Source organism: Aquimarina sediminis (genome assembly GCF_002895435.1).
Lineage (GTDB): Bacteria > Bacteroidota > Bacteroidia > Flavobacteriales > Flavobacteriaceae > Aquimarina > Aquimarina sediminis.
This window is the reverse complement of record NZ_POYJ01000001.1, coordinates 1,004,188-1,021,686: the sequence shown is the minus strand read 5'-3', so window position 1 is coordinate 1,021,686 and position 17,499 is coordinate 1,004,188. Positions and strand designations below refer to the sequence as shown.

Genomic DNA, 17,499 nt, shown 5'->3' with positions numbered 1-17,499 from the left:
CAGTAATTTTATCTTTAGAAATCATAAGCAGAATAATTTTAGTGAGTTGAAAATCAATGCCTTAATTTACTAAATATTCTGCTTTTTCTATGATTTAAAACTCAATTTCTTACGTCGAATTCAGGTTTAAAGCCTTATCATGTTTATCTTTTCATTTAGTAGGAAAGAATAATAAGAATACGATGCTTTGAGAATATAAAATAGAGGCAATTGACCCTCTGAGGAAATCCGTAACATCGGTATTTAAAAACATACTAATTTTATGCTATAATGTATTTTTAAGAGATTACGATATTAACTAAACCCTTTGGAACCCCGTCTAGAGGGTTTTGTTATATAGCTTAGTATCTAATTATAAAATAGAAGTATAGTAATAAATCATCTCCTTATAAGATCTTCTTGCAAGATATACTCCCTGAGGAAACCCGTAACATTGGCATTCAAATACGAGTTATATTTACAATATGATTTAGTTTAATTGTTATTTAAGTGATTGTTGTGATCTTAGTAAAACCCTCTAGAGCCCTAACTAGAGGGTTTTATTTTTTGGATCACTAGAATAAAAGTTATCATAAGAATCAAAAACAAGAAAGGCTTTCAGTTTCCTGAAAGCCTTGTTATCCTTGTGATCGCGACAGGATTCGAACCTGTGACCGTCTGCTTAGAAGGCAGATGCTCTATCCAGCTGAGCTACGCGACCAGTATGTATCTTTATTTTATTGTCGGGGTGGCAGGATTCGAACCTGCGACCTCCGCGTCCCAAACGCGGCGCGATAACCGGGCTACGCTACACCCCGATTCTTTAGAATAAAAAATCTAAATAAAATAAAGCGGAGAGACTGGGATTCGAACCCAGGCAACACTTGCGCGTTGACAGATTAGCAATCTGCTCCATTACCACTCTGGCACCTCTCCTAAAAATGTTGTTATGAACGTCGCACTACTGTTTCAAATGCGGATGCAAATGTAGGTTTTATCAATCTACAATGCAACATTTTTTTAGCATTATTTTTTATTTAATTCAAGGTTCTTTTTAAAAACTTGAAAATCAGTTTTTTTCAATTAAGAAAAATAACAAAAAAAAATGCTCGTTAAGTAACAGAAGCCTTAAATACTTCTTTTATATATTTGTATACAATTGACCTATTATTGCTTATTATGGAGACCTATAAAAATAATGTAAAGATGAATTTTAAATTTCTTCTTGTTTTAATCCTGTTCACATCTGGATATACCTACGCCCAAAAACCAATTCTGCTTAAAGATTTTGATTTTAAGGTAGGAGAAAAGTACAAAAGGATAAAAAGTATAAACACATATCATGTTGCTTCGGGAAATAGGTTGGTTTCTATAAAAAAAGGACGTAATTCGATGACCATACAACGATATTCTCTAGATAATCTTAAAGAGGATGTAAAGAAGCGACAAATCGTCGAAGATAGAGGAGATTTTGAGACTGTAATGAAACTAGGAGAAAAAGCGGTGGTGTTTTACTCTATTAATGATAGGGCATATGCTCAAAAAGTATCACTTACAGGGATAGTAGTAGAAAAACCAATTCAACTTGTTAATGATAAAGAGAATATTAATAGAGATTTTGGTTTTAAAAGTACATATGGTTTTGATGCAGGAGGAAGAATAAACAAATTTGCTTTTAAAAAATCTGCTGATGGTAAATATTTGGCGGTGGTATTTAGAGTGCAAACAGGAGATAATAAAGGCGATAAAGTAGGAATTGCTGTATATAGTGATGATCTAAACCTTCTCTGGAAAAGAAAAGCTACCATGCCATATGCATCTGATAAGATGCAAAATGAAAGCTTTGCGATAGGTAATGATGGCAATTTTTATATGACAGCATCTATCTTTAACGCTGGGTCGGATAACAAAAATAAATTAGAAGATACCTATCATACAGAATTTTTTAAGATCACGGAGAATCGTGGTGAAGTTATTAGTAGTAGAATTGATATTCCTGGTAGATCTATCACAGATGCTGCTATAGAAGCAGATGAAAATGGTAAAATAAAAGTATCAGGTTTTTATGCTAATTCTGGCAATAAGGCTGAAGTTTCTGGTGTTTTTACTGCCACACTATCGGATAATGGCGAGATAGACAAGGTAATAAAGAGCGATATTCCTCTTGAAACCCTGCAGGATTTGGCTCTAAAAAGAGAAGAAAGAATAAATGAAGGGACACAAAAGGAAAAAGATTTAAAAGATTTCGAGAAACTTAGGGTTAATGATATTATGTTTAACGCTGATGGTAGCACAACTTTGTTTGGAGAACAGCGCTATGTAGAGTCGTTTACTACATCGAGCTCTTCGGGTTCCCGAACTACCTATAAATATTACTATAGAGATATTTTTGCCTTTAAACTATTGTCAAATAATACAATCGGGTGGATGCATAAATTACCCAAAAACCAAATAGGTACCAGTAGTAAACGCAGTATGTCTTATTTGAATTTTGAAGATAAAGGAAAACACTACCTGTTTTATGTAGATGATTTTACCAATCTTAAGCGATCATTTGATGAAACTCCCAGACGTTATTTTGATGGTAAAAAAGAATTTATTTACCTAACCTCTTATGTAATTGATGATGTTACGGGAGAAACAACTAAAGAAGCAATTCTTACAGGAAGTGATATTAGAAATTCTCGTTTAGATATTTTAGAACTTACCAAGGCAGCTACATTACCTAATAAGGATATGATCATGGAGGTTTCTGATGGCAAAAAAAATAACTTATTGCTTAAAATATCTCTGGCTGAGTAACCTAAAGGATACTTTATACAAGAAGCTTTTTACAAACAATTATTTTCTTATTTTGCTCACAGTCTGTAGTAAAAAAGAGATAGTTATCGCCTCCATCCTTTATTTTGAACTTTTTGCGAAGTGCTGCGACACTTTCAGGGAAGTTGCGTGTTGTAATATTAGCTTTGGTAATACCTGTCTTAGAAAGCACTTTCTTTTGGTAGGGGTATATAGCCGTTATTTCAAACTTCCTTCCTGGAAAATCAATTTTAAGATCAGAAGTATATAGATGTGAGTTGATATGAAGTTTTTTTATTCCATAGGTTTCAGATACAGATAGAAAACCACCACTTTTTAGAATTGCAGCATTGGGCTCATAAAGATACTTCATTGGTAATCCAAGATCAACAGATTGATCTACTTCATCCTTTAATAAAAAAGAAAAACTTTGGTTGTTCGTTTTTAGGATATTAGTAGTCCTGATAGTTATATCTCCGGTAAATGATTTATCAAGAATCCATAACAATTCTTTGACATCATTATCTACTGCAACAATATGGATCTCTTTTACATTTTGAAGGGCTTTAATTCCAATTTGTAAATCCAATAACGGAGAGGTTTTAAGCAAAATATTATTGCACTTACTAAACAAAAAATCCAAATTCGCCGGAACATTAGGTAGGCAGTCTTCCAAAAAAAACACTTTTCCTTTACTATCATGCCTTCTCGAAGGATCTATGTATATCCAATCTATGGTAGATTGATCTTTTAGTATAACCACTCCATCTCCGACAATAGTTTTAATATTTTTTTGATCGAGAATACCAAAATTATGCTTCGCTATTTCACTTAGTTCTGTATTAAGCTCGCAATGGATTACATTTTTTACTTTTTTCGAAAAATAATAGTCATCAATCCCTAAACCACCAGTCAGATCTATTAGAGTTTCTCCTGATACGAGTTTACTTTTATACAAAGCAGTAGCTTCAGAAGAAGTTTGCTCAAGATTAAGTGTAGGAGGGTAGTAGATATTGGTTGTATTATACCACAGTGAAAGTTTTTCTTTTGCTTTACGTTTTCCAATAACTTGTTGTGCTAGTTCTTTTGCCGTAATATCTTTAAAAGGACTTCCTTTTAAGACTAAAGTACTTATATCTATTGTGCTTTGAGATTTTTCAGTAATAAACTCCTGAACTTCTTTATGTAACAGTAATGTGTTCAATTATAAATCTTTGGTCAATTTTTTTACAATCTTATATTCTGATAAAAATTCTTTAGCGATCACTTTAATAGCAGTATAAAAAGGTACCGCAACAATAAGTCCTCCTATACCAAAAAGAAGTCCAAAAATAAGTATAGCTAAAAATATTTCTAACGGATGAGACTTTACACTGTTGCCAAAAATTAGTGGTTGATTTAAAAAATTGTCTATTAACTGAATAATCAGATAACCTATTAGAATATAAGATAATTTGGGTAAAATGACGGTTTGAAAATCCAGACCAAGATTACTAGTTGTAGCCAGTATAAGCACAAATATTCCACCAAATAAAGGACCAATATATGGTATTAGATTAAAAATTGCGGCAATTAAAGCCACAGCAATCGCATTATGAACGCCAAATACTAATAAAAGAATGGTATATAAGACAAACAGAATGAAAATTTGTAGTAGTAAACCAACAAAATACCGAGAGAGTAAGTTTTTGATTTTTGTAAATGCCGTCATGAATTTATTCTCATCTTCTTTTTTAGCAAAAACCAATAAGCTGTTTTCTAAAAGGAGGCTATCTTTTAACAAGAAAAAAGAGATGAATAGCACAGAGAATAATCCAATCAAAAGAGCTCCAAAACCACTTAAAAAAGTATTAATAGCATTAGGAATAGCTTTTAGGTCAAAGAACTGCATTAAATCTGTTTGCTTGATTAACTCGATAGAGTCTAGTTTCTGTATATTAAAGTAATTACTAACTTCTTGAGTAAGTCTATCCAGATCATCTCCCACTTTATTGATGTCTATTTCACCTATCAATTGCCCTTGCTCACTAACAATAGGAACAAATAACATAAAAATGCTTAAAAACAACCCTATCGTTATTAAAAGAGTTACAACTACAGCCAAAGAATTTTTAAACTTAAGCCTATTTTTAAGAAACAATACCAATGGTCGTCCCATTAATGAAATCACTGCTGCAAAAGCAATATAAATAAGAACAGATTGTATTTTATAAAGAAACCATAGTAATAGTAGAATACCAATAAGTACTGCTACTGCCCTTAGAATACCGTATGCAATTGTTTTAGAGTTCATATTACAAAGATAATTGTTTTGTTAGTTCGTAGATAGCTATTCCTGTAGCCGTAGCTACATTCATACTACTATTATTACCATACATATTAATATGGATGCTCTTTTTTACCAATTTTAATACCTCATCAGATACGCCAGAACTCTCTTCTCCAATAACAAGTGCTATTTTTTCATCGACTTCAGGTTTATATCTAAAAACTGGAATACTATCATCTGTTATCTCTAAAGCCAAAAGGGTGTATCCTTTAGATTTAAATGATTGTACCGTATCAATAACATCTTCTATTTGATAATATGCAATACTCTCATGAGTGGATCTTGAGGTACGCTGCATTCGTTTGCTAATCACAGTAATATCTTCTCCACAAAAATAAATTTGTTCAATGCCAAAACTATCAGCAATCCTAAAGATACTTCCAATATTTGCAGGAGAATTTACACGATCACATATAATGGTAATCGGAAATTGTTTTTTAACAAACCGGGTGTTATCGTGGTATAATTGTTTAGCCATTAATTCTCAAAAGCGTATTTAATAATATTTGCCCCCATCTTAAGCGCTTTTGTACGAACCTCCTGGGGATCATTGTGTACTTCGGGGTTTTCCCATCCATCACCCAGATCACTTTCAAATGTAAAAAGCAATATTAACCTATTATCATGTATTATACCCAAAGCCTCTGGGCGCTTTCCATCATGTTCATGAATTTTGGGTAGACCTTCAGGAAAATTGTATTTAGAAGAAAAAACAGGGTGCGTTGCAGGCAACTCTACTAATTTTTTATCAGGAAAAACTTTAATAAGCTCTTTTCGAATATAAGGCTCCATCCCATAGTTATCATCTATATGTAAAAAACCTCCACTTAACAGATAATTTCTTAGGTTTTCGGCATCTACATCTGTAAAAAAAACATTGCCATGTCCTGTCATATGAATATATGGATATTGAAATATATCTACACTTTCTGGTTTTACTGTTTTGGGTTTAGCACTTATGGTAGTGTTTATATTTTGATTGCAAAAAGAAATAAGATTGGGTAAAGCCGTAGGGTTACTATACCAATCCCCGCCTCCTTTATATTGTAGAATAGCAATATCTTGACTATAGATCGATATAGAAATCAAAAAAAAGAAAGCGAAGCCCGTAAGTTTCATCATAATACCCGTCTAAAAAATTAAGCCTAAAAGTACTAAAATTATGCACATGATAAAGAAGCTTGTGATGCTATTAACGCTTATTCTTTCTGTTAATATAAATGCTCAACAAAACTATGACCCCGTAGTAGTACTTGAATTATTTACCTCTCAAGGATGTAGTAGCTGTCCTTCTGCAGATAAATTGCTGAATAAAATTAAAGAAAAGTATAAAAAACAAAATGTCTATGTATTATCATATCATGTAGATTATTGGAATAGATTAGGATGGAAAGACCCTTTTAGTTCATCTAAATACAGTGATTACCAAAGGAAATACGCCAAAAGATTTGATATCAGATCAATATACACTCCTCAATTAGTAGTCAATGGTAGTGAACATTTTACAGGATCAAATCGTTACAAAACAGATAGCGCCTTAGAAAAATATTCAAAAACTAAGGCCAGTACTATGATTGCTATAAAAAATGTGCGAAAAGAAGGAAGTGCAATTTCTTTCGATTATAATATAAAAGGAGAACAGTTTGATAATCTTACTTTGGCTTTGGTGGTGTCAGATCGCACTACTAATATATCTAAAGGAGAAAATCGTAGCAGAACTTTAAAAAACACAAATATTGTTGCCAATCGTCTGGTAAGAAAAGAAAACTTTGGTAAGGTATCAATTACAATTGCTGATTGGGTTAGAGAACAAGATGAACTTTCTATAATTGCATATACTCAGGGAAAAGCATTAAAAATTACAGGAGCAATCCAAATTATGCTATAATAACTAACAATTTGAGCATTCATATTTTGTGCAAAACAGTAAATTTGATAAAATAAACCTTATCAAATATGCTTGAGCAGAATTCACTTGAACTTATAAAAAGAGTTAAATCATTATCAGAAATCGGACTAGTATATGCACAAGATGAATATGATAAAGAACGCTATGAAGAGCTGCACTCAATAAGTCTTGAACTTCTTGGTATTATATCCAATAAACCCTTGGTAGCATTAAATGACTTTTTTATGCCTAATAAAGACTATCCTACTCCAAAAATCGATATTAGAGGGATAGTACTGAATAAAGAAAACCAAATACTGCTAGTTAAAGAAAAATTAGATCAAAAATGGTCACTACCTGGTGGTTGGGGAGATATTGGTTTTTCACCATCAGAAGTGATTATAAAAGAAATTGAAGAAGAAACGGGTTTACAATCAAAGGTGTCCAGGCTTTTAGCCCTATATGATAAAAAATGTCACCCACATCCGCCACAACCATTTTATGTATACAAAATGGTGTTCTTATGTGAGGTAATAGAAGGAAGGATAGATACCAGTTTTGATATTGAAGAAGCTCGTTATTTTGATATTGATAAATTACCAGAGCTTTCTGAAGACAGAATTCTACAATCCCAAATAGAACAGCTGCATACTAGTGTAATCAAAGGTGATCAAAAAGTGTATTTCGATTAAAGAAATAATTAAAAATATATGCTATAATGGTATATGTCAAAAAAGGTAATATTGCTTCCAATAAAAAAACGTAGATCATAAATTTATAACTTAATTAAGAGTGATATGTTTTTCTGCATTGTATTATTGTAAGATATCGGATTACAAAATATACAATGATAGAAATAGAAAAAGCTTCAGAAAAAGACATTGATGCACTATATGATTTGATAATCGGCATTGCAAAGTATCATCATCAGGAACAATATGTTTTGACTAATAAAGAAGAAATGTTAAAGTCTGGGTTTGAAGAACCTTCTAAGTTTGGAGCCTTAATAGCTCGTTTTGATGGAAAAGTTACCGGTTATGTTTCTTACACATGGAACTATTCAATTTGGGCAGGAGGCGAGTATATGAATATTGATGATGTGTTTGTATGGGATGAATATCGTGGCAAAAAAATAGGAGAAGCCTTAATGCAAAAAGCAAAGCAGATTTGTGAAGATAAAGAAGTAAATAAAATACGTTGGGAAGTACAAAAAGACAATATAGGAGCTATTAATTTTTATAAGAGATTAGGGGCTCAATTAGATATTAAAGGAATTTTTAAATGGAGCATTACTTAACAGATTTATGCTATATTATAGTAGTGTAACTCAACCATAGGTAAAATGGAAATACAAGACATAAATGTTTTTTTGACCTACTACGCTAGGATAAAAGGTAGAACCAGAGCATTATTTCAATATATTCCTGAGGATAAAATTGAATGGACTTATAAAAAAGGAAAGTTTACTATAGGTGATATAATACGGCATCTGGCTCTTACAGAAAGATATATGTATGTAGAAAATGTTCAATTAAGACCAAGTTTGTATGAGGGGTGCGGAGAGAATTTTGCAAAAGGATATAAAGAAAGCATTAATTTATATGATATATTACATGAAGAATCAGTAAAAATCCTGTCATTACTTACCAAAGAAGATTTATATAAAAAATGTGAGGCTCCCGGTGGACACAAAATAGCGATATGGAAATTGATAAGAGCTATGGTGGAGCATGAAATTCATCATAGAGGGGGATCTATACCTATTTAGGAATGTTGGATATCAAAACACCGCCTATATTTGGCTTGACTTCTGAAGAAGTTATAGAAAAAGGAAAACACAAGATGTGATTATAATAAAGAAACCCTATTAAAATTATAGTACCAAAAAATCTAAATATTTTAGATTGATATAAGTAATTACTTGATACCATAATAAAAAATGAAAAGAAGAAAATTTCTTAAAAAAAATTTCTTAGGACTGGCTGGAGTAAGCCTATTTACAGGATTATATACATGGCAGGTAGAGCCTTTTTGGCTCGAATTTGTAAACAAAAAAATGCCAATAAAAAACTTACCCAATGATTTGGTTGGAAAAAGTTTAATGCAGATAAGTGATGTTCATGTAGGTAATCGATTTGATTATCAATATATCATTGACTCTTTTAAAAAGGCTCAGAAATTAAACCCTGATTTTGTAGTGTATACAGGAGATTATGTGAGTTATGAAAATGAAGAACAATTTGGTCAATTAGACAAAGTTCTTCAATACACTGTAAAAGGTAAAATAGGAACCGTTGGTGTTTTAGGAAATCATGACTATGGCGAAAACTGGAAAGAACAGAATGTAGCTGATAAGATATCTGATCAATTATCAAAAGCAGGTGTTACCGTACTTAAGAATCATCAGGAAGAAATTAGTGGGTTAAATTTTATTGGACTGGATGACTATTGGGGACTTAATTTTAACCCCGAAAAAGTAATGAGCCAATACAAAAGCGATAAAGCAAATGTTCTATTGTGCCATAACCCTGATGTGTGTGATCTAGATGTTTGGAATAATTATGAAGGATGGATTTTGGCAGGACATACCCATGGAGGACAATGCAAAGCTCCATTTCTTACCCCACCGATGCTACCTGTAAAAAATAAAAAATACTCATCTGGAGAGATTGACCTAGGCGATGGACGAACGTTATACATAAATCGAGCTTTAGGGCATTTGTGGCAAGTAAGATTTAATGTTCGACCCGAAATAACCTTATTTAAATTAGAACAAGCATAATAAATGACGCTAAATATCAATCAAATATGTTATACACAATAATCGGAGCAGGAATAGGAGGGTTAACCACAGCCATAGCGTTCGAAAAATATGGTATAGAATATCAATTATTTGAGAAAGCACCCGCATTAAACGAAGTAGGAGCGGGAATATGGCTAGCCCCTAATGCTTTGCAGGTACTGGAGCATCTTGATATATTAGAGGAAATAAAAACCAAAGGAAACTCTATTGATAGAATAACTATAGGAAAACCAGATTTATCATCATTATCCGATACGCTGCAGAATGAAGTAAAAGATACATTTGGATATTCTACTATTGCTATTCATAGAGCAACCTTGCAGCAATTACTTATAGAAAAACTTCCTCAAGAAAAAATCCATTTAGGAAAAGCTTTTAAAGAGTCCAAAGAGCTAAATTCTGGCAGAATAGAAATAACTTTTGATGATAACTCTACCTTTGAAACTGATTTTGTTATTGGAGCAGATGGGATTCATTCTAAAGTACGGAATCAGATTTTTCCGGAAAGTAAAACAAGATACTCTGGTCAAACCTGTTGGAGAGGAATTTCTGATTATAAAATACCTCCTGATTTTGAACATAGAGGAATAGAACTATGGGGAAATCAAATTCGTTTTGGGATATCAAAAGTAGCAAAAGATAAAACATATTGGTTCGCAGTAGTGCTAAGTAACGTTAATAAAAAAGATAAGAAAGAGCTAACAAAGGATACATTATTAAGAAAATTCTCTGATTTTGACCCATTGATCGAGAGGTTGATTAGTGGTACACCCCATGAAAGAATAGTAAAAAACGACATCATCGATTTGGCGCCGCTGGATAATTGGTACAAAAATAGTATTTGTTTAATAGGAGATGCGGGTCATGCTACAACGCCAAATATGGGACAGGGAGGAGCACAGGCAATAGAAGATGCATACTATTTGAGCAATCTTATTAATGACAAAGCAGGAGAAAATACGTTTCGACTATTCCAACAGAAAAGAAAAACTAAAGTAAATCAGATTGTAAAAAAATCTTGGAGTATGGGTAAAATAGCCCATTGGAAATATGGAAAAGGATTAAGGAATTTTGTTTTAAAGAATGCTCCCCAAAGTATTATGAAAAAACAGATGATGAAAATGTATCATATTGAAAAAATAGGATAACCTACCAATATTTTAATGTAAAACAATAAAGGCTACAAAATTAAGATGACAAGTGACTATATCAGTAGAGTTAATAAAGCATTGCATTATATAGACAATAATTTGGATATAGAGCTGTCATTAGAAACGATCTCTAAAATAGCCTGTTATTCTCCATTTCATTTTCATAGAATTTTTAAAGCTATTACTAACGAAACTTTAAATTCATATATAAATAGAAAGAGAATAGAGAAAACAGCTTCGATTTTGTTTAGAAGAAAAGAGATTCCGATTTCTGAAATTTCGTTAAAATTTGGGTATACCAGTAGCTCTTCCTTTACCAGAGCATTTAAAAAGTTTTATGGAGTATCTCCTACCGAATTTCGAAAAATAAGCCCGAGTAAATATAGCAAGATATGTAAAACGGAAAGCAAGAATGGGCAAGAACGCCCCATCTTTGAAGAGTACATTTGCAACATTAATAATCACAAAAAATGGATTAATATGAATGCTACAGTACAAATTAAAGAAATACCTCAATTAGATCTTGCATATATTACACATATTGGTGAGAATGGTCTAAATAATACCTTTAACAAATTGATTAGATGGGCAACACCAAAGGGGCTTATGGATAACCCTGATCTAAAAATGGCTACAATTTATTATGATAGCTATAAAGTAACTGCAGCCGATAAAATAAGAATGAGCGCCTGTATAATCCTGGATGAGCCTATAAAAGTTAGTGGAGAAGTTGGTTTAACAACCATCAAAAAAGGAAAGCACATTGTCGCACGCCTAGAGATAGGACTTGGCGAGTTTGAAAAATCATGGAGTAGCTTATTTATATGGATGAACGAAAAAGGATATACAAAATCCGAGCAAAACCCGTTTGAGATTTATTATAATGATTATAATAAACACCCTCAAAGAAAATGTATTGTAGATTTATGTATTCCAATTGAGTAAAGCATAATCTAATTTTGTAATTTGAAGTATAAAAACCAAAATAGAAGTACCTTCAAAAAAAGGAACAGACAAAATTCTGTAGAAGAGCTCATTTAATTATAAAAAAAAGAATAGATGTCAATATCAAAAGAATCCGAATTAATCGGAATGAAAAATATAAGTAAAATTGTAGGGGAAACCTTAAAAAAAATGAGAGAATATGCCAAGATTGGCATGACAACCAAAGAACTTGATGAATATGGTGGAAATATTTTAAAAAGCTTTGGAGCAAAATCAGCCCCTTACGTAACTTATGATTTCCCTGGGTATACCTGTATTAGTGTAAATCAAGAAGTGGCTCATGGAATTCCTTCAAACAAAAAAACGTTGAAAAACGGAGATTTAATAAATATAGATGTTTCTGCAGAGTTAGATGGGTTTTGGTCTGATAATGGAGGATCATTTGTATTGGGAGAAGATATATACAATCATCAACCTCTTGTTGATGCCTCTAAGCAAATTTTACATAAAGCAATTCATAATATCAAAGGAGGAGTTAAAATTGCCGATATTGGACACCTTATTGAAACTGAAGCAAAAAAGACAGGATATAAAGTGATTAAAAACTTGGCAGGTCATGGAGTTGGTAGAAGTTTACATGAGGAGCCAGAAAACATTTTGAATTATAGAGTTCGCTCTAATAAAGAACGATTTAAGAAAAATTCTGTTGTAGCAATAGAAACATTTATTTCAACTAATTCTACCGAAGCTATCGAATTAGCCGATGGCTGGACCCTCATTGGTAATAAGGGTGGATATGTAACCCAGCACGAGCATACCATATTGATCACTGATCATAAACCTATAATTCTTACTGAATCAAATGAAATATGGAATTAAGGAAGCAATACACTATGTACTATTGAGACAACCCTTTTTTATCAAACTAAAAGCAATGTATCAACGAGGACCAACTGCAATAAAAGAGAACCATGAAGTTTCTCGACCATTTTCATTAGGAGCGTCCATAGTGACGATTACGACTCTACTATTAGAAATAAAGATTATATTGGCAGTATTATCTTCATAAGTGTTTCCGGCTAATGCAGTAGGCTCACCTGTGGTAAACGTTACACTGGGTATAGTGCTAAAAGGTACTGTAAAATCTATTTGATATCTAGCATTTGTAAGAGCGGTTACCGTAAACCCAGATCCCTGAGCAATGGTTCCATTGGCATTAACATTTCCCCGAATAATTTTAAGCTCTTCGACTGTAGATATTACTGATTGCAAAGGCAACCAATTTGTACCATCATGTTTATAGATTAAATCATCGGTACTGTTATATATTATACTTCCTTGATTTGGGGTAATTACACTATTCATCTCTGCATTAGTAAGAACGGGCAATACCATTACCGAGGTTGCATCTATTTGGGCTGACAACATTTGATAAGATATGACCATAAAAAAAAGTAGTAGTTTCTTCATATATAAAAAATAGATTATACAATGTTTTACTTAGCTATTTGGTCAAAGAGTTATAGATATACTTACTAATATAGTTTATTTTTTAGACTTTAATATAGAGAACTGACCAGATAACGAGGGTTTGGTGGTTTAAATTTATACTGTAAAGGTAGTATTTATTCAAATTTTGGTATCATTATTTTATTAAAAGTTGAAAGCACCTATACAAGGTGCTTTCAACTTTTAATAAAATATATGAGATCACTCTACTATTAGTTGATCTATAATATCCTCCTCTTCATCATCTGGTTCTATAGACCTAACTCCTCTACGATCTAGAACTACTTGGTTATATTGATCAATAGAGGCATTGATGTCTCTGACAAGGTTGTCATAATTACCACTTTCATCTATCTCTACAATTGCATTAAGTCGTGTGATAAATTCGCGATAAGCGATTTCGGCTTCTTTAATTAGAGTTTCCATTTCGGCTTCTATATGTTGCCCTTTTTCTTGCGTACGCATTAAGTATTGATCTGCAAATTGATCATTGGCAGATTGTAATGCATCTAAAAACACTTTAACTACTAGTAATGTATCGGCAGCAGTATCCAAAGCAGGCTCGTTTTTTACAGCGTCCAGAAAACCTCTGGTCACATGCGTCTGTAATTGAAAATTTAAACGATACACTCTCCTGCCATAGCTATCAAGCTTTTCTAATAACAATTTTGCAGCCTTTTGGTGTACTATGTCTGGATGCTTGCTAAGCCCTAATAATGTAGCTCGAAGACCAACAGTAAGTTCATCACGTTCCTTATCAGTAGCAATAAGAACTTCTGTATTGATTAGTTTTCTACTAGGTTCAAAAGCATTAAAAGCATTTCTGGTAGCAGTATGTAATTTATCGTATTTTGTAACTAATTTTGGATGAACAGGACCTCTTTTTTGTGTAAGAATTAAAATATCATCTAAGAATTGAATCATTTCACCGTTTCTGTATTTAACGGTGAGAGCAGTTTTGATTGTACTCATATCTGTATAGGTTTTAAGAAGTTACGAATCTATGAAAATGTTTTCAAGAAATTGTTAAGAAAAAGAAAAGTCTTGCAAAACTTCGTATGTCACTGTGCAAGAGCTTCTGGCAAGTGCCGAAACGTTCAAGTCACTGTGCAAGAGTTTCCGGCAAGTGCCGAAACGTTCAAGTCACTGTGCAAGAGCTTCCGGCAAGTGCCGAAACGTTCAAGTCACTGTGCAAGAGCTTCCGGTAAGTGCCGAAATGTTCAAGTCACTGTGCAAGAGCTTCCGGCAAATGCCGAAACGTTCAAGTCATCGTGCAATAGTATTGTTATGGTATGATACCTTAGTTTTTATTATCTTAAAAAAGATATGACAATACATTTAGATAAGAATTAAAGAAATTAGAGATCATGAATTAAAAACCAAAAAAAGAATCTTCAGGTTTATTGAAATGTAATAGAAACAAAACAATGGTAAATAAACACAAAATATATGTTATTCATGGATATACGGCTTCTGCAGAAGCGAATTGGTATTCATATCTAAAGAATGAATTAGATAATGAAAAGGTAGAAGTGATCGTTTTGGACATGCCTAACTCTCATAAACCTATTCTTAAAGAATGGATTGATCATATAGAAAAATCAATAGGATTATATGATCAAAATTCTATTTTTATAGGTCATAGTCTAGGATGTGTTACTATTCTTAATTATCTAAACTCAAAAGAAATTAAAGGGCTTTTTCTAATTTCTGGATTTGTCGAAAAGACCCCAATTACTGAACTGGAAGAGTTTATCCTGCCTAAGTTGAACTACGATAAAATAAAGAAACTTACAATAAACAGAATGGTAATTACTGCAAAAGATGATGATATCGTTCCATATTACTATTCACAAACTTTAGCAGAAAGACTAGAAGCACAATGTATCTTATTAGATGAAGGAAAACATTTTATCGATAGAGATGGTTATACGACATTTCCTTATTTGGTACAGGAAATAAAAAAAATAATATGATAAACCTTGAAGTATTATTCCTGAAATAAGATAAAACCGCTATTTTACACAACATAGATTATTCATGTATACAAGAATTAACTTAATGATATAAAAAGTATAAATGGACTAATGAGAGAGAAGCTAGAGAAAATCATGCCTCAAGAGCGTGTTGATGAATTAATTGCCATCGGAAAGTATAAAGTTATTGGCAAAGGGGAATATTTTATTAGGGAAGGAGAAGTACCAAAGAAATTGGGGTTTTTTGGGTTTGGACTTTTTAGATACGTATATATAAATGACAAGGGAGATGAGTTTACAAAAGGAATTATAACCGAGTATAATTTTTTGGCCTCTTATTCTGCAATGATATCCAAAACACCATCACATTTTTTTATTGAAGCGTTAGAAAGGTCTGAAATCCTGGAAATAGGGTATCAAGAGTGGTGCGATCTAAGAGAAAAAAGCCCTTTTTGGAATAGTTTCTTAATAAGAATATTAGAAAAAGGATTTTGTATCAAAGAAAAAAGAGAAAGAGAATTTTTATTGCTTGATGCAGAAACGAGGTACTATAATTTTCTGAAAGAATATCCAGGTTTAGAAAGTAGAATAAAGCAGAATATAATTGCATCATATTTGGGGATTCAACCAGAATCGTTAAGTAGAATAAAAAGAAAAATACAGGCTTAACATAGATCAATGCCCGAGGAGTTTTGGTGATTTACATTTGCGATATCGCAATATATAAAAGTAAATTAGAATGAATTTTTCAAACAACAAGGTCTTGATTACAGGAGGAAGTTCGGGATTAGGATTAGAATTAAGCAAACGACTATTAGACAAACAAAATAAAGTAATCATCTGTGGTAGTACAAAAGAAAAACTACTGGAAGCCCAGAAGAAACATCCAGAGTTAGAGATATTTCAGTGCGACTTATCAGAAAATAATCAGTGTATTGATTTGGCTAACTGGATAGAAAAAAACCATAGTGATCTTAATGTTTTGATTAATAATGCAGCTATTGTGCATGTTACCCCATTTCTGGAAGGAGATAATATTATACAAAAAGCAGAACTAGAGACACAAGTAAATTTTTTAGCCCCTCTAAGATTAATAAAATATATGTACCCAATCTTAAAAAGAAATAGTAATCCGACCATTATTAATGTTACTACTGGGTTGATCTATGCCCCAAGAGTAGATTACTCGTTTTATAACGCAACAAAAGCAGCCTTACACTCATTTACCCAAGTATTAAGAATGCAATTATCAAAAACCAAAATAAAGGTAATCGAAGTTATGTATCCTGCGGTTGATACCCCATGGCATAAAGGAAACCCTCCCAAAATAGCTATTTCTACTTCAAAAGCTGTCAATGAAATGATAAGAGGATTAGAGAAAGGTCAGGCAGAAATAAAAGTTGGAGGAGTCAAAATATTGTATGCATTAACCAGAATCGCCCCAAGGTTTGCGTTACAAAAAATAAACAGTTTAAATAATGAATAAAGCGTAATGAATTTTTCTTACTCTTAATTTTTGGATGACATAGCCAATAGCCGGTAAGAGTATCTTTATCTTTTTTATATAGGCCTCATAGATTTTTGCAAACTCATGAGGTCTTTTGTTTTTTGCAAACTATCTTTATAAGTATTGTATTTATTAATAAAAATGTATAATGAAGAAATAATTATTAAAATGTCAGAGTTTAAAATTGAATTTTTGGATCATGTAGCAATAAGAGTGCAAGATATAGAGGCTTCAGCCGATTGGTATAAAAGAGTCCTTGGTCTTAAGAGGTATAAGATGCCTGAATGGGGGGATTTCCCAATTTTTATGCTCACCAATAAATCTGGTGTTGCTTTGTTTCCTGCAAAGATTGATGATCCAGAGTTAGAGATAAAATCCAAAAACATAAAGATTGATCATTTTGCTTTTAATGTTACCAGAGAGAATTTTAAAAAAGCAATAAGCAGATATGAAGAATTAGGAGTAGAGTATAATTTTCAAGATCATTTTTATTTTCATTCTATTTATACCAAAGATCCTGATGGTCATACTGTAGAGTTAACCACAATTGTAGTAGAAGAAGATTCATTTTATTAAAAATATTATCATATTTCATACTAATAAAAAAAACCAT

The 17,499-nt window shown here is 32.2% G+C and carries 19 protein-coding genes and 3 tRNA genes; 13 read left to right on the top strand and 9 right to left on the bottom strand.

The window, feature by feature from the left end; genetic code table 11:
* Positions 1-626: 626 nt before the first annotated feature.
* From C1X07_RS04520 to C1X07_RS04510, 3 genes are all read right to left on the bottom strand, one after another.
* A tRNA-Arg gene (locus tag C1X07_RS04520) sits at positions 627-700 on the bottom strand.
* 22 nt (positions 701-722) lie between these two features.
* A tRNA-Pro gene (locus C1X07_RS04515) sits at positions 723-797 on the bottom strand.
* A 34-nt stretch (positions 798-831) separates the two neighbouring features.
* Positions 832-915 (bottom strand) — tRNA-Ser (locus C1X07_RS04510).
* A gap of 270 nt (positions 916-1,185) precedes the next feature.
* Between C1X07_RS04510 and C1X07_RS04505 the strand changes: the two genes are divergently transcribed.
* Positions 1,186-2,781 (top strand): hypothetical protein, encoded by a 1,596-nt coding sequence (locus tag C1X07_RS04505; protein ID WP_128755195.1) that lies wholly within the window; start codon positions 1,186-1,188, stop codon positions 2,779-2,781.
* A 13-nt stretch (positions 2,782-2,794) separates the two neighbouring features.
* Here C1X07_RS04505 and C1X07_RS04500 read toward each other — a convergent pair whose 3' ends face one another.
* Genes C1X07_RS04500 through C1X07_RS04485 form a run of 4 tightly spaced genes read right to left on the bottom strand, consistent with a single transcriptional unit; the run spans position 2,795 to position 6,229 of the window.
* Positions 2,795-3,982 (bottom strand): THUMP-like domain-containing protein, encoded by a 1,188-nt coding sequence (locus tag C1X07_RS04500; RefSeq protein WP_103068749.1) that lies wholly within the window; start codon positions 3,980-3,982, stop codon positions 2,795-2,797.
* Positions 3,983-5,071, bottom strand: a complete 1,089-nt coding sequence (locus tag C1X07_RS04495; RefSeq protein WP_103068748.1) for an AI-2E family transporter — start codon at positions 5,069-5,071, stop codon at positions 3,983-3,985.
* 1 nt (position 5,072) lies between these two features.
* Complete coding sequence (locus tag C1X07_RS04490) at positions 5,073-5,585, bottom strand: TrmH family RNA methyltransferase (protein ID WP_103068747.1); 513 nt, start codon at positions 5,583-5,585, stop codon at positions 5,073-5,075.
* On the bottom strand, positions 5,585-6,229 hold the full coding sequence (locus C1X07_RS04485; protein ID WP_394335660.1) for a DUF4159 domain-containing protein: 645 nt from the start codon (positions 6,227-6,229) through the stop codon (positions 5,585-5,587). Before C1X07_RS04485 ends, C1X07_RS04490 begins: the two co-directional genes overlap by 1 nt.
* A gap of 46 nt (positions 6,230-6,275) precedes the next feature.
* Here C1X07_RS04485 and C1X07_RS04480 point away from each other — a divergent pair, with 46 nt between their 5' ends.
* The 8 genes from C1X07_RS04480 to map all read left to right on the top strand — a co-directional run bounded on the left by C1X07_RS04480 (position 6,276) and on the right by map (position 12,773).
* Positions 6,276-6,995 (top strand): DUF1223 domain-containing protein, encoded by a 720-nt coding sequence (locus tag C1X07_RS04480; protein WP_164914084.1) that lies wholly within the window; start codon positions 6,276-6,278, stop codon positions 6,993-6,995.
* A 68-nt stretch (positions 6,996-7,063) separates the two neighbouring features.
* Entirely contained in the window at positions 7,064-7,687 is a 624-nt protein-coding gene (locus C1X07_RS04475; protein WP_103068744.1) for an NUDIX hydrolase, read from the top strand.
* A 155-nt stretch (positions 7,688-7,842) separates the two neighbouring features.
* Positions 7,843-8,292 carry a GNAT family N-acetyltransferase gene (locus tag C1X07_RS04470; protein WP_103068743.1) on the top strand — a complete coding sequence of 150 codons (450 nt, stop codon included), beginning with the start codon at positions 7,843-7,845 and terminating at the stop codon, positions 8,290-8,292.
* A 45-nt stretch (positions 8,293-8,337) separates the two neighbouring features.
* Positions 8,338-8,763 (top strand): DinB family protein, encoded by a 426-nt coding sequence (locus C1X07_RS04465; protein ID WP_103068742.1) that lies wholly within the window; start codon positions 8,338-8,340, stop codon positions 8,761-8,763.
* Between the two features lie 171 nt (positions 8,764-8,934).
* On the top strand, positions 8,935-9,777 hold the full coding sequence (locus tag C1X07_RS04460; protein ID WP_103068741.1) for a metallophosphoesterase: 843 nt from the start codon (positions 8,935-8,937) through the stop codon (positions 9,775-9,777).
* Positions 9,778-9,803: 26 nt separating this feature from the next.
* Entirely contained in the window at positions 9,804-10,946 is a 1,143-nt protein-coding gene (locus C1X07_RS04455; RefSeq protein WP_103068740.1) for an FAD-dependent monooxygenase, read from the top strand.
* A gap of 45 nt (positions 10,947-10,991) precedes the next feature.
* Complete coding sequence (locus C1X07_RS04450; protein ID WP_103068739.1) at positions 10,992-11,894, top strand: AraC family transcriptional regulator; 903 nt, start codon at positions 10,992-10,994, stop codon at positions 11,892-11,894.
* 114 nt (positions 11,895-12,008) lie between these two features.
* Positions 12,009-12,773 (top strand): type I methionyl aminopeptidase, encoded by a 765-nt coding sequence (gene map, locus C1X07_RS04445; RefSeq protein WP_103068738.1) that lies wholly within the window; start codon positions 12,009-12,011, stop codon positions 12,771-12,773.
* A 60-nt stretch (positions 12,774-12,833) separates the two neighbouring features.
* Here map and C1X07_RS04440 read toward each other — a convergent pair whose 3' ends face one another.
* Together C1X07_RS04440 and C1X07_RS04435 are read right to left on the bottom strand one after the other, a co-directional pair.
* On the bottom strand, positions 12,834-13,364 hold the full coding sequence (locus C1X07_RS04440) for a hypothetical protein (protein WP_103068737.1): 531 nt from the start codon (positions 13,362-13,364) through the stop codon (positions 12,834-12,836).
* Between the two features lie 240 nt (positions 13,365-13,604).
* Entirely contained in the window at positions 13,605-14,375 is a 771-nt protein-coding gene (locus C1X07_RS04435; RefSeq protein ID WP_103068736.1) for a DUF6261 family protein, read from the bottom strand.
* Positions 14,376-14,830: 455 nt separating this feature from the next.
* Here C1X07_RS04435 and C1X07_RS04430 point away from each other — a divergent pair, with 455 nt between their 5' ends.
* The 4 genes from C1X07_RS04430 (at position 14,831) to C1X07_RS04415 (ending at position 17,462) form a co-directional block, all read left to right on the top strand.
* Positions 14,831-15,379 (top strand): RBBP9/YdeN family alpha/beta hydrolase, encoded by a 549-nt coding sequence (locus C1X07_RS04430; RefSeq protein WP_103068735.1) that lies wholly within the window; start codon positions 14,831-14,833, stop codon positions 15,377-15,379.
* A gap of 111 nt (positions 15,380-15,490) precedes the next feature.
* On the top strand, positions 15,491-16,048 hold the full coding sequence (locus tag C1X07_RS04425; protein WP_103068734.1) for a Crp/Fnr family transcriptional regulator: 558 nt from the start codon (positions 15,491-15,493) through the stop codon (positions 16,046-16,048).
* A 70-nt stretch (positions 16,049-16,118) separates the two neighbouring features.
* Positions 16,119-16,865: an SDR family oxidoreductase gene (locus C1X07_RS04420; protein WP_103068733.1), complete on the top strand. Its 747-nt coding sequence runs from the start codon at positions 16,119-16,121 to the stop codon at positions 16,863-16,865.
* A 189-nt stretch (positions 16,866-17,054) separates the two neighbouring features.
* A complete protein-coding gene (locus tag C1X07_RS04415) occupies positions 17,055-17,462 on the top strand; it encodes a VOC family protein (RefSeq protein ID WP_103068805.1) in 408 nt (135 codons plus the stop codon).
* Positions 17,463-17,499 lie beyond the last annotated feature (37 nt).

What these genes read in the sequence shown, in the direction of transcription:
- C1X07_RS04480 (WP_164914084.1), top strand. Translation starts at nt 6,276, where the DNA reads ATGATAAAGAAGCTTGTGATGCTATTAACGCTTATTCTTTCTGTTAAT.
- C1X07_RS04465 (WP_103068742.1), top strand. Translation starts at nt 8,338, where the DNA reads ATGGAAATACAAGACATAAATGTTTTTTTGACCTACTACGCTAGGATA.
- C1X07_RS04425 (WP_103068734.1), top strand. Translation starts at nt 15,491, where the DNA reads ATGAGAGAGAAGCTAGAGAAAATCATGCCTCAAGAGCGTGTTGATGAA.
- C1X07_RS04495 (WP_103068748.1), bottom strand. Translation starts at nt 5,071, where the DNA reads ATGAACTCTAAAACAATTGCATACGGTATTCTAAGGGCAGTAGCAGTA.
- C1X07_RS04430 (WP_103068735.1), top strand. Translation starts at nt 14,831, where the DNA reads ATGGTAAATAAACACAAAATATATGTTATTCATGGATATACGGCTTCT.
- C1X07_RS04450 (WP_103068739.1), top strand. Translation starts at nt 10,992, where the DNA reads ATGACAAGTGACTATATCAGTAGAGTTAATAAAGCATTGCATTATATA.
- C1X07_RS04435 (WP_103068736.1), bottom strand. Translation starts at nt 14,375, where the DNA reads ATGAGTACAATCAAAACTGCTCTCACCGTTAAATACAGAAACGGTGAA.
- C1X07_RS04505 (WP_128755195.1), top strand. Translation starts at nt 1,186, where the DNA reads ATGAATTTTAAATTTCTTCTTGTTTTAATCCTGTTCACATCTGGATAT.
- map (WP_103068738.1), top strand. Translation starts at nt 12,009, where the DNA reads ATGTCAATATCAAAAGAATCCGAATTAATCGGAATGAAAAATATAAGT.
- C1X07_RS04440 (WP_103068737.1), bottom strand. Translation starts at nt 13,364, where the DNA reads ATGAAGAAACTACTACTTTTTTTTATGGTCATATCTTATCAAATGTTG.
- C1X07_RS04485 (WP_394335660.1), bottom strand. Translation starts at nt 6,229, where the DNA reads ATGATGAAACTTACGGGCTTCGCTTTCTTTTTTTTGATTTCTATATCG.
- C1X07_RS04415 (WP_103068805.1), top strand. Translation starts at nt 17,055, where the DNA reads ATGTCAGAGTTTAAAATTGAATTTTTGGATCATGTAGCAATAAGAGTG.
- C1X07_RS04455 (WP_103068740.1), top strand. Translation starts at nt 9,804, where the DNA reads ATGTTATACACAATAATCGGAGCAGGAATAGGAGGGTTAACCACAGCC.
- C1X07_RS04475 (WP_103068744.1), top strand. Translation starts at nt 7,064, where the DNA reads ATGCTTGAGCAGAATTCACTTGAACTTATAAAAAGAGTTAAATCATTA.
- C1X07_RS04490 (WP_103068747.1), bottom strand. Translation starts at nt 5,585, where the DNA reads ATGGCTAAACAATTATACCACGATAACACCCGGTTTGTTAAAAAACAA.
- C1X07_RS04460 (WP_103068741.1), top strand. Translation starts at nt 8,935, where the DNA reads ATGAAAAGAAGAAAATTTCTTAAAAAAAATTTCTTAGGACTGGCTGGA.
- C1X07_RS04470 (WP_103068743.1), top strand. Translation starts at nt 7,843, where the DNA reads ATGATAGAAATAGAAAAAGCTTCAGAAAAAGACATTGATGCACTATAT.
- C1X07_RS04420 (WP_103068733.1), top strand. Translation starts at nt 16,119, where the DNA reads ATGAATTTTTCAAACAACAAGGTCTTGATTACAGGAGGAAGTTCGGGA.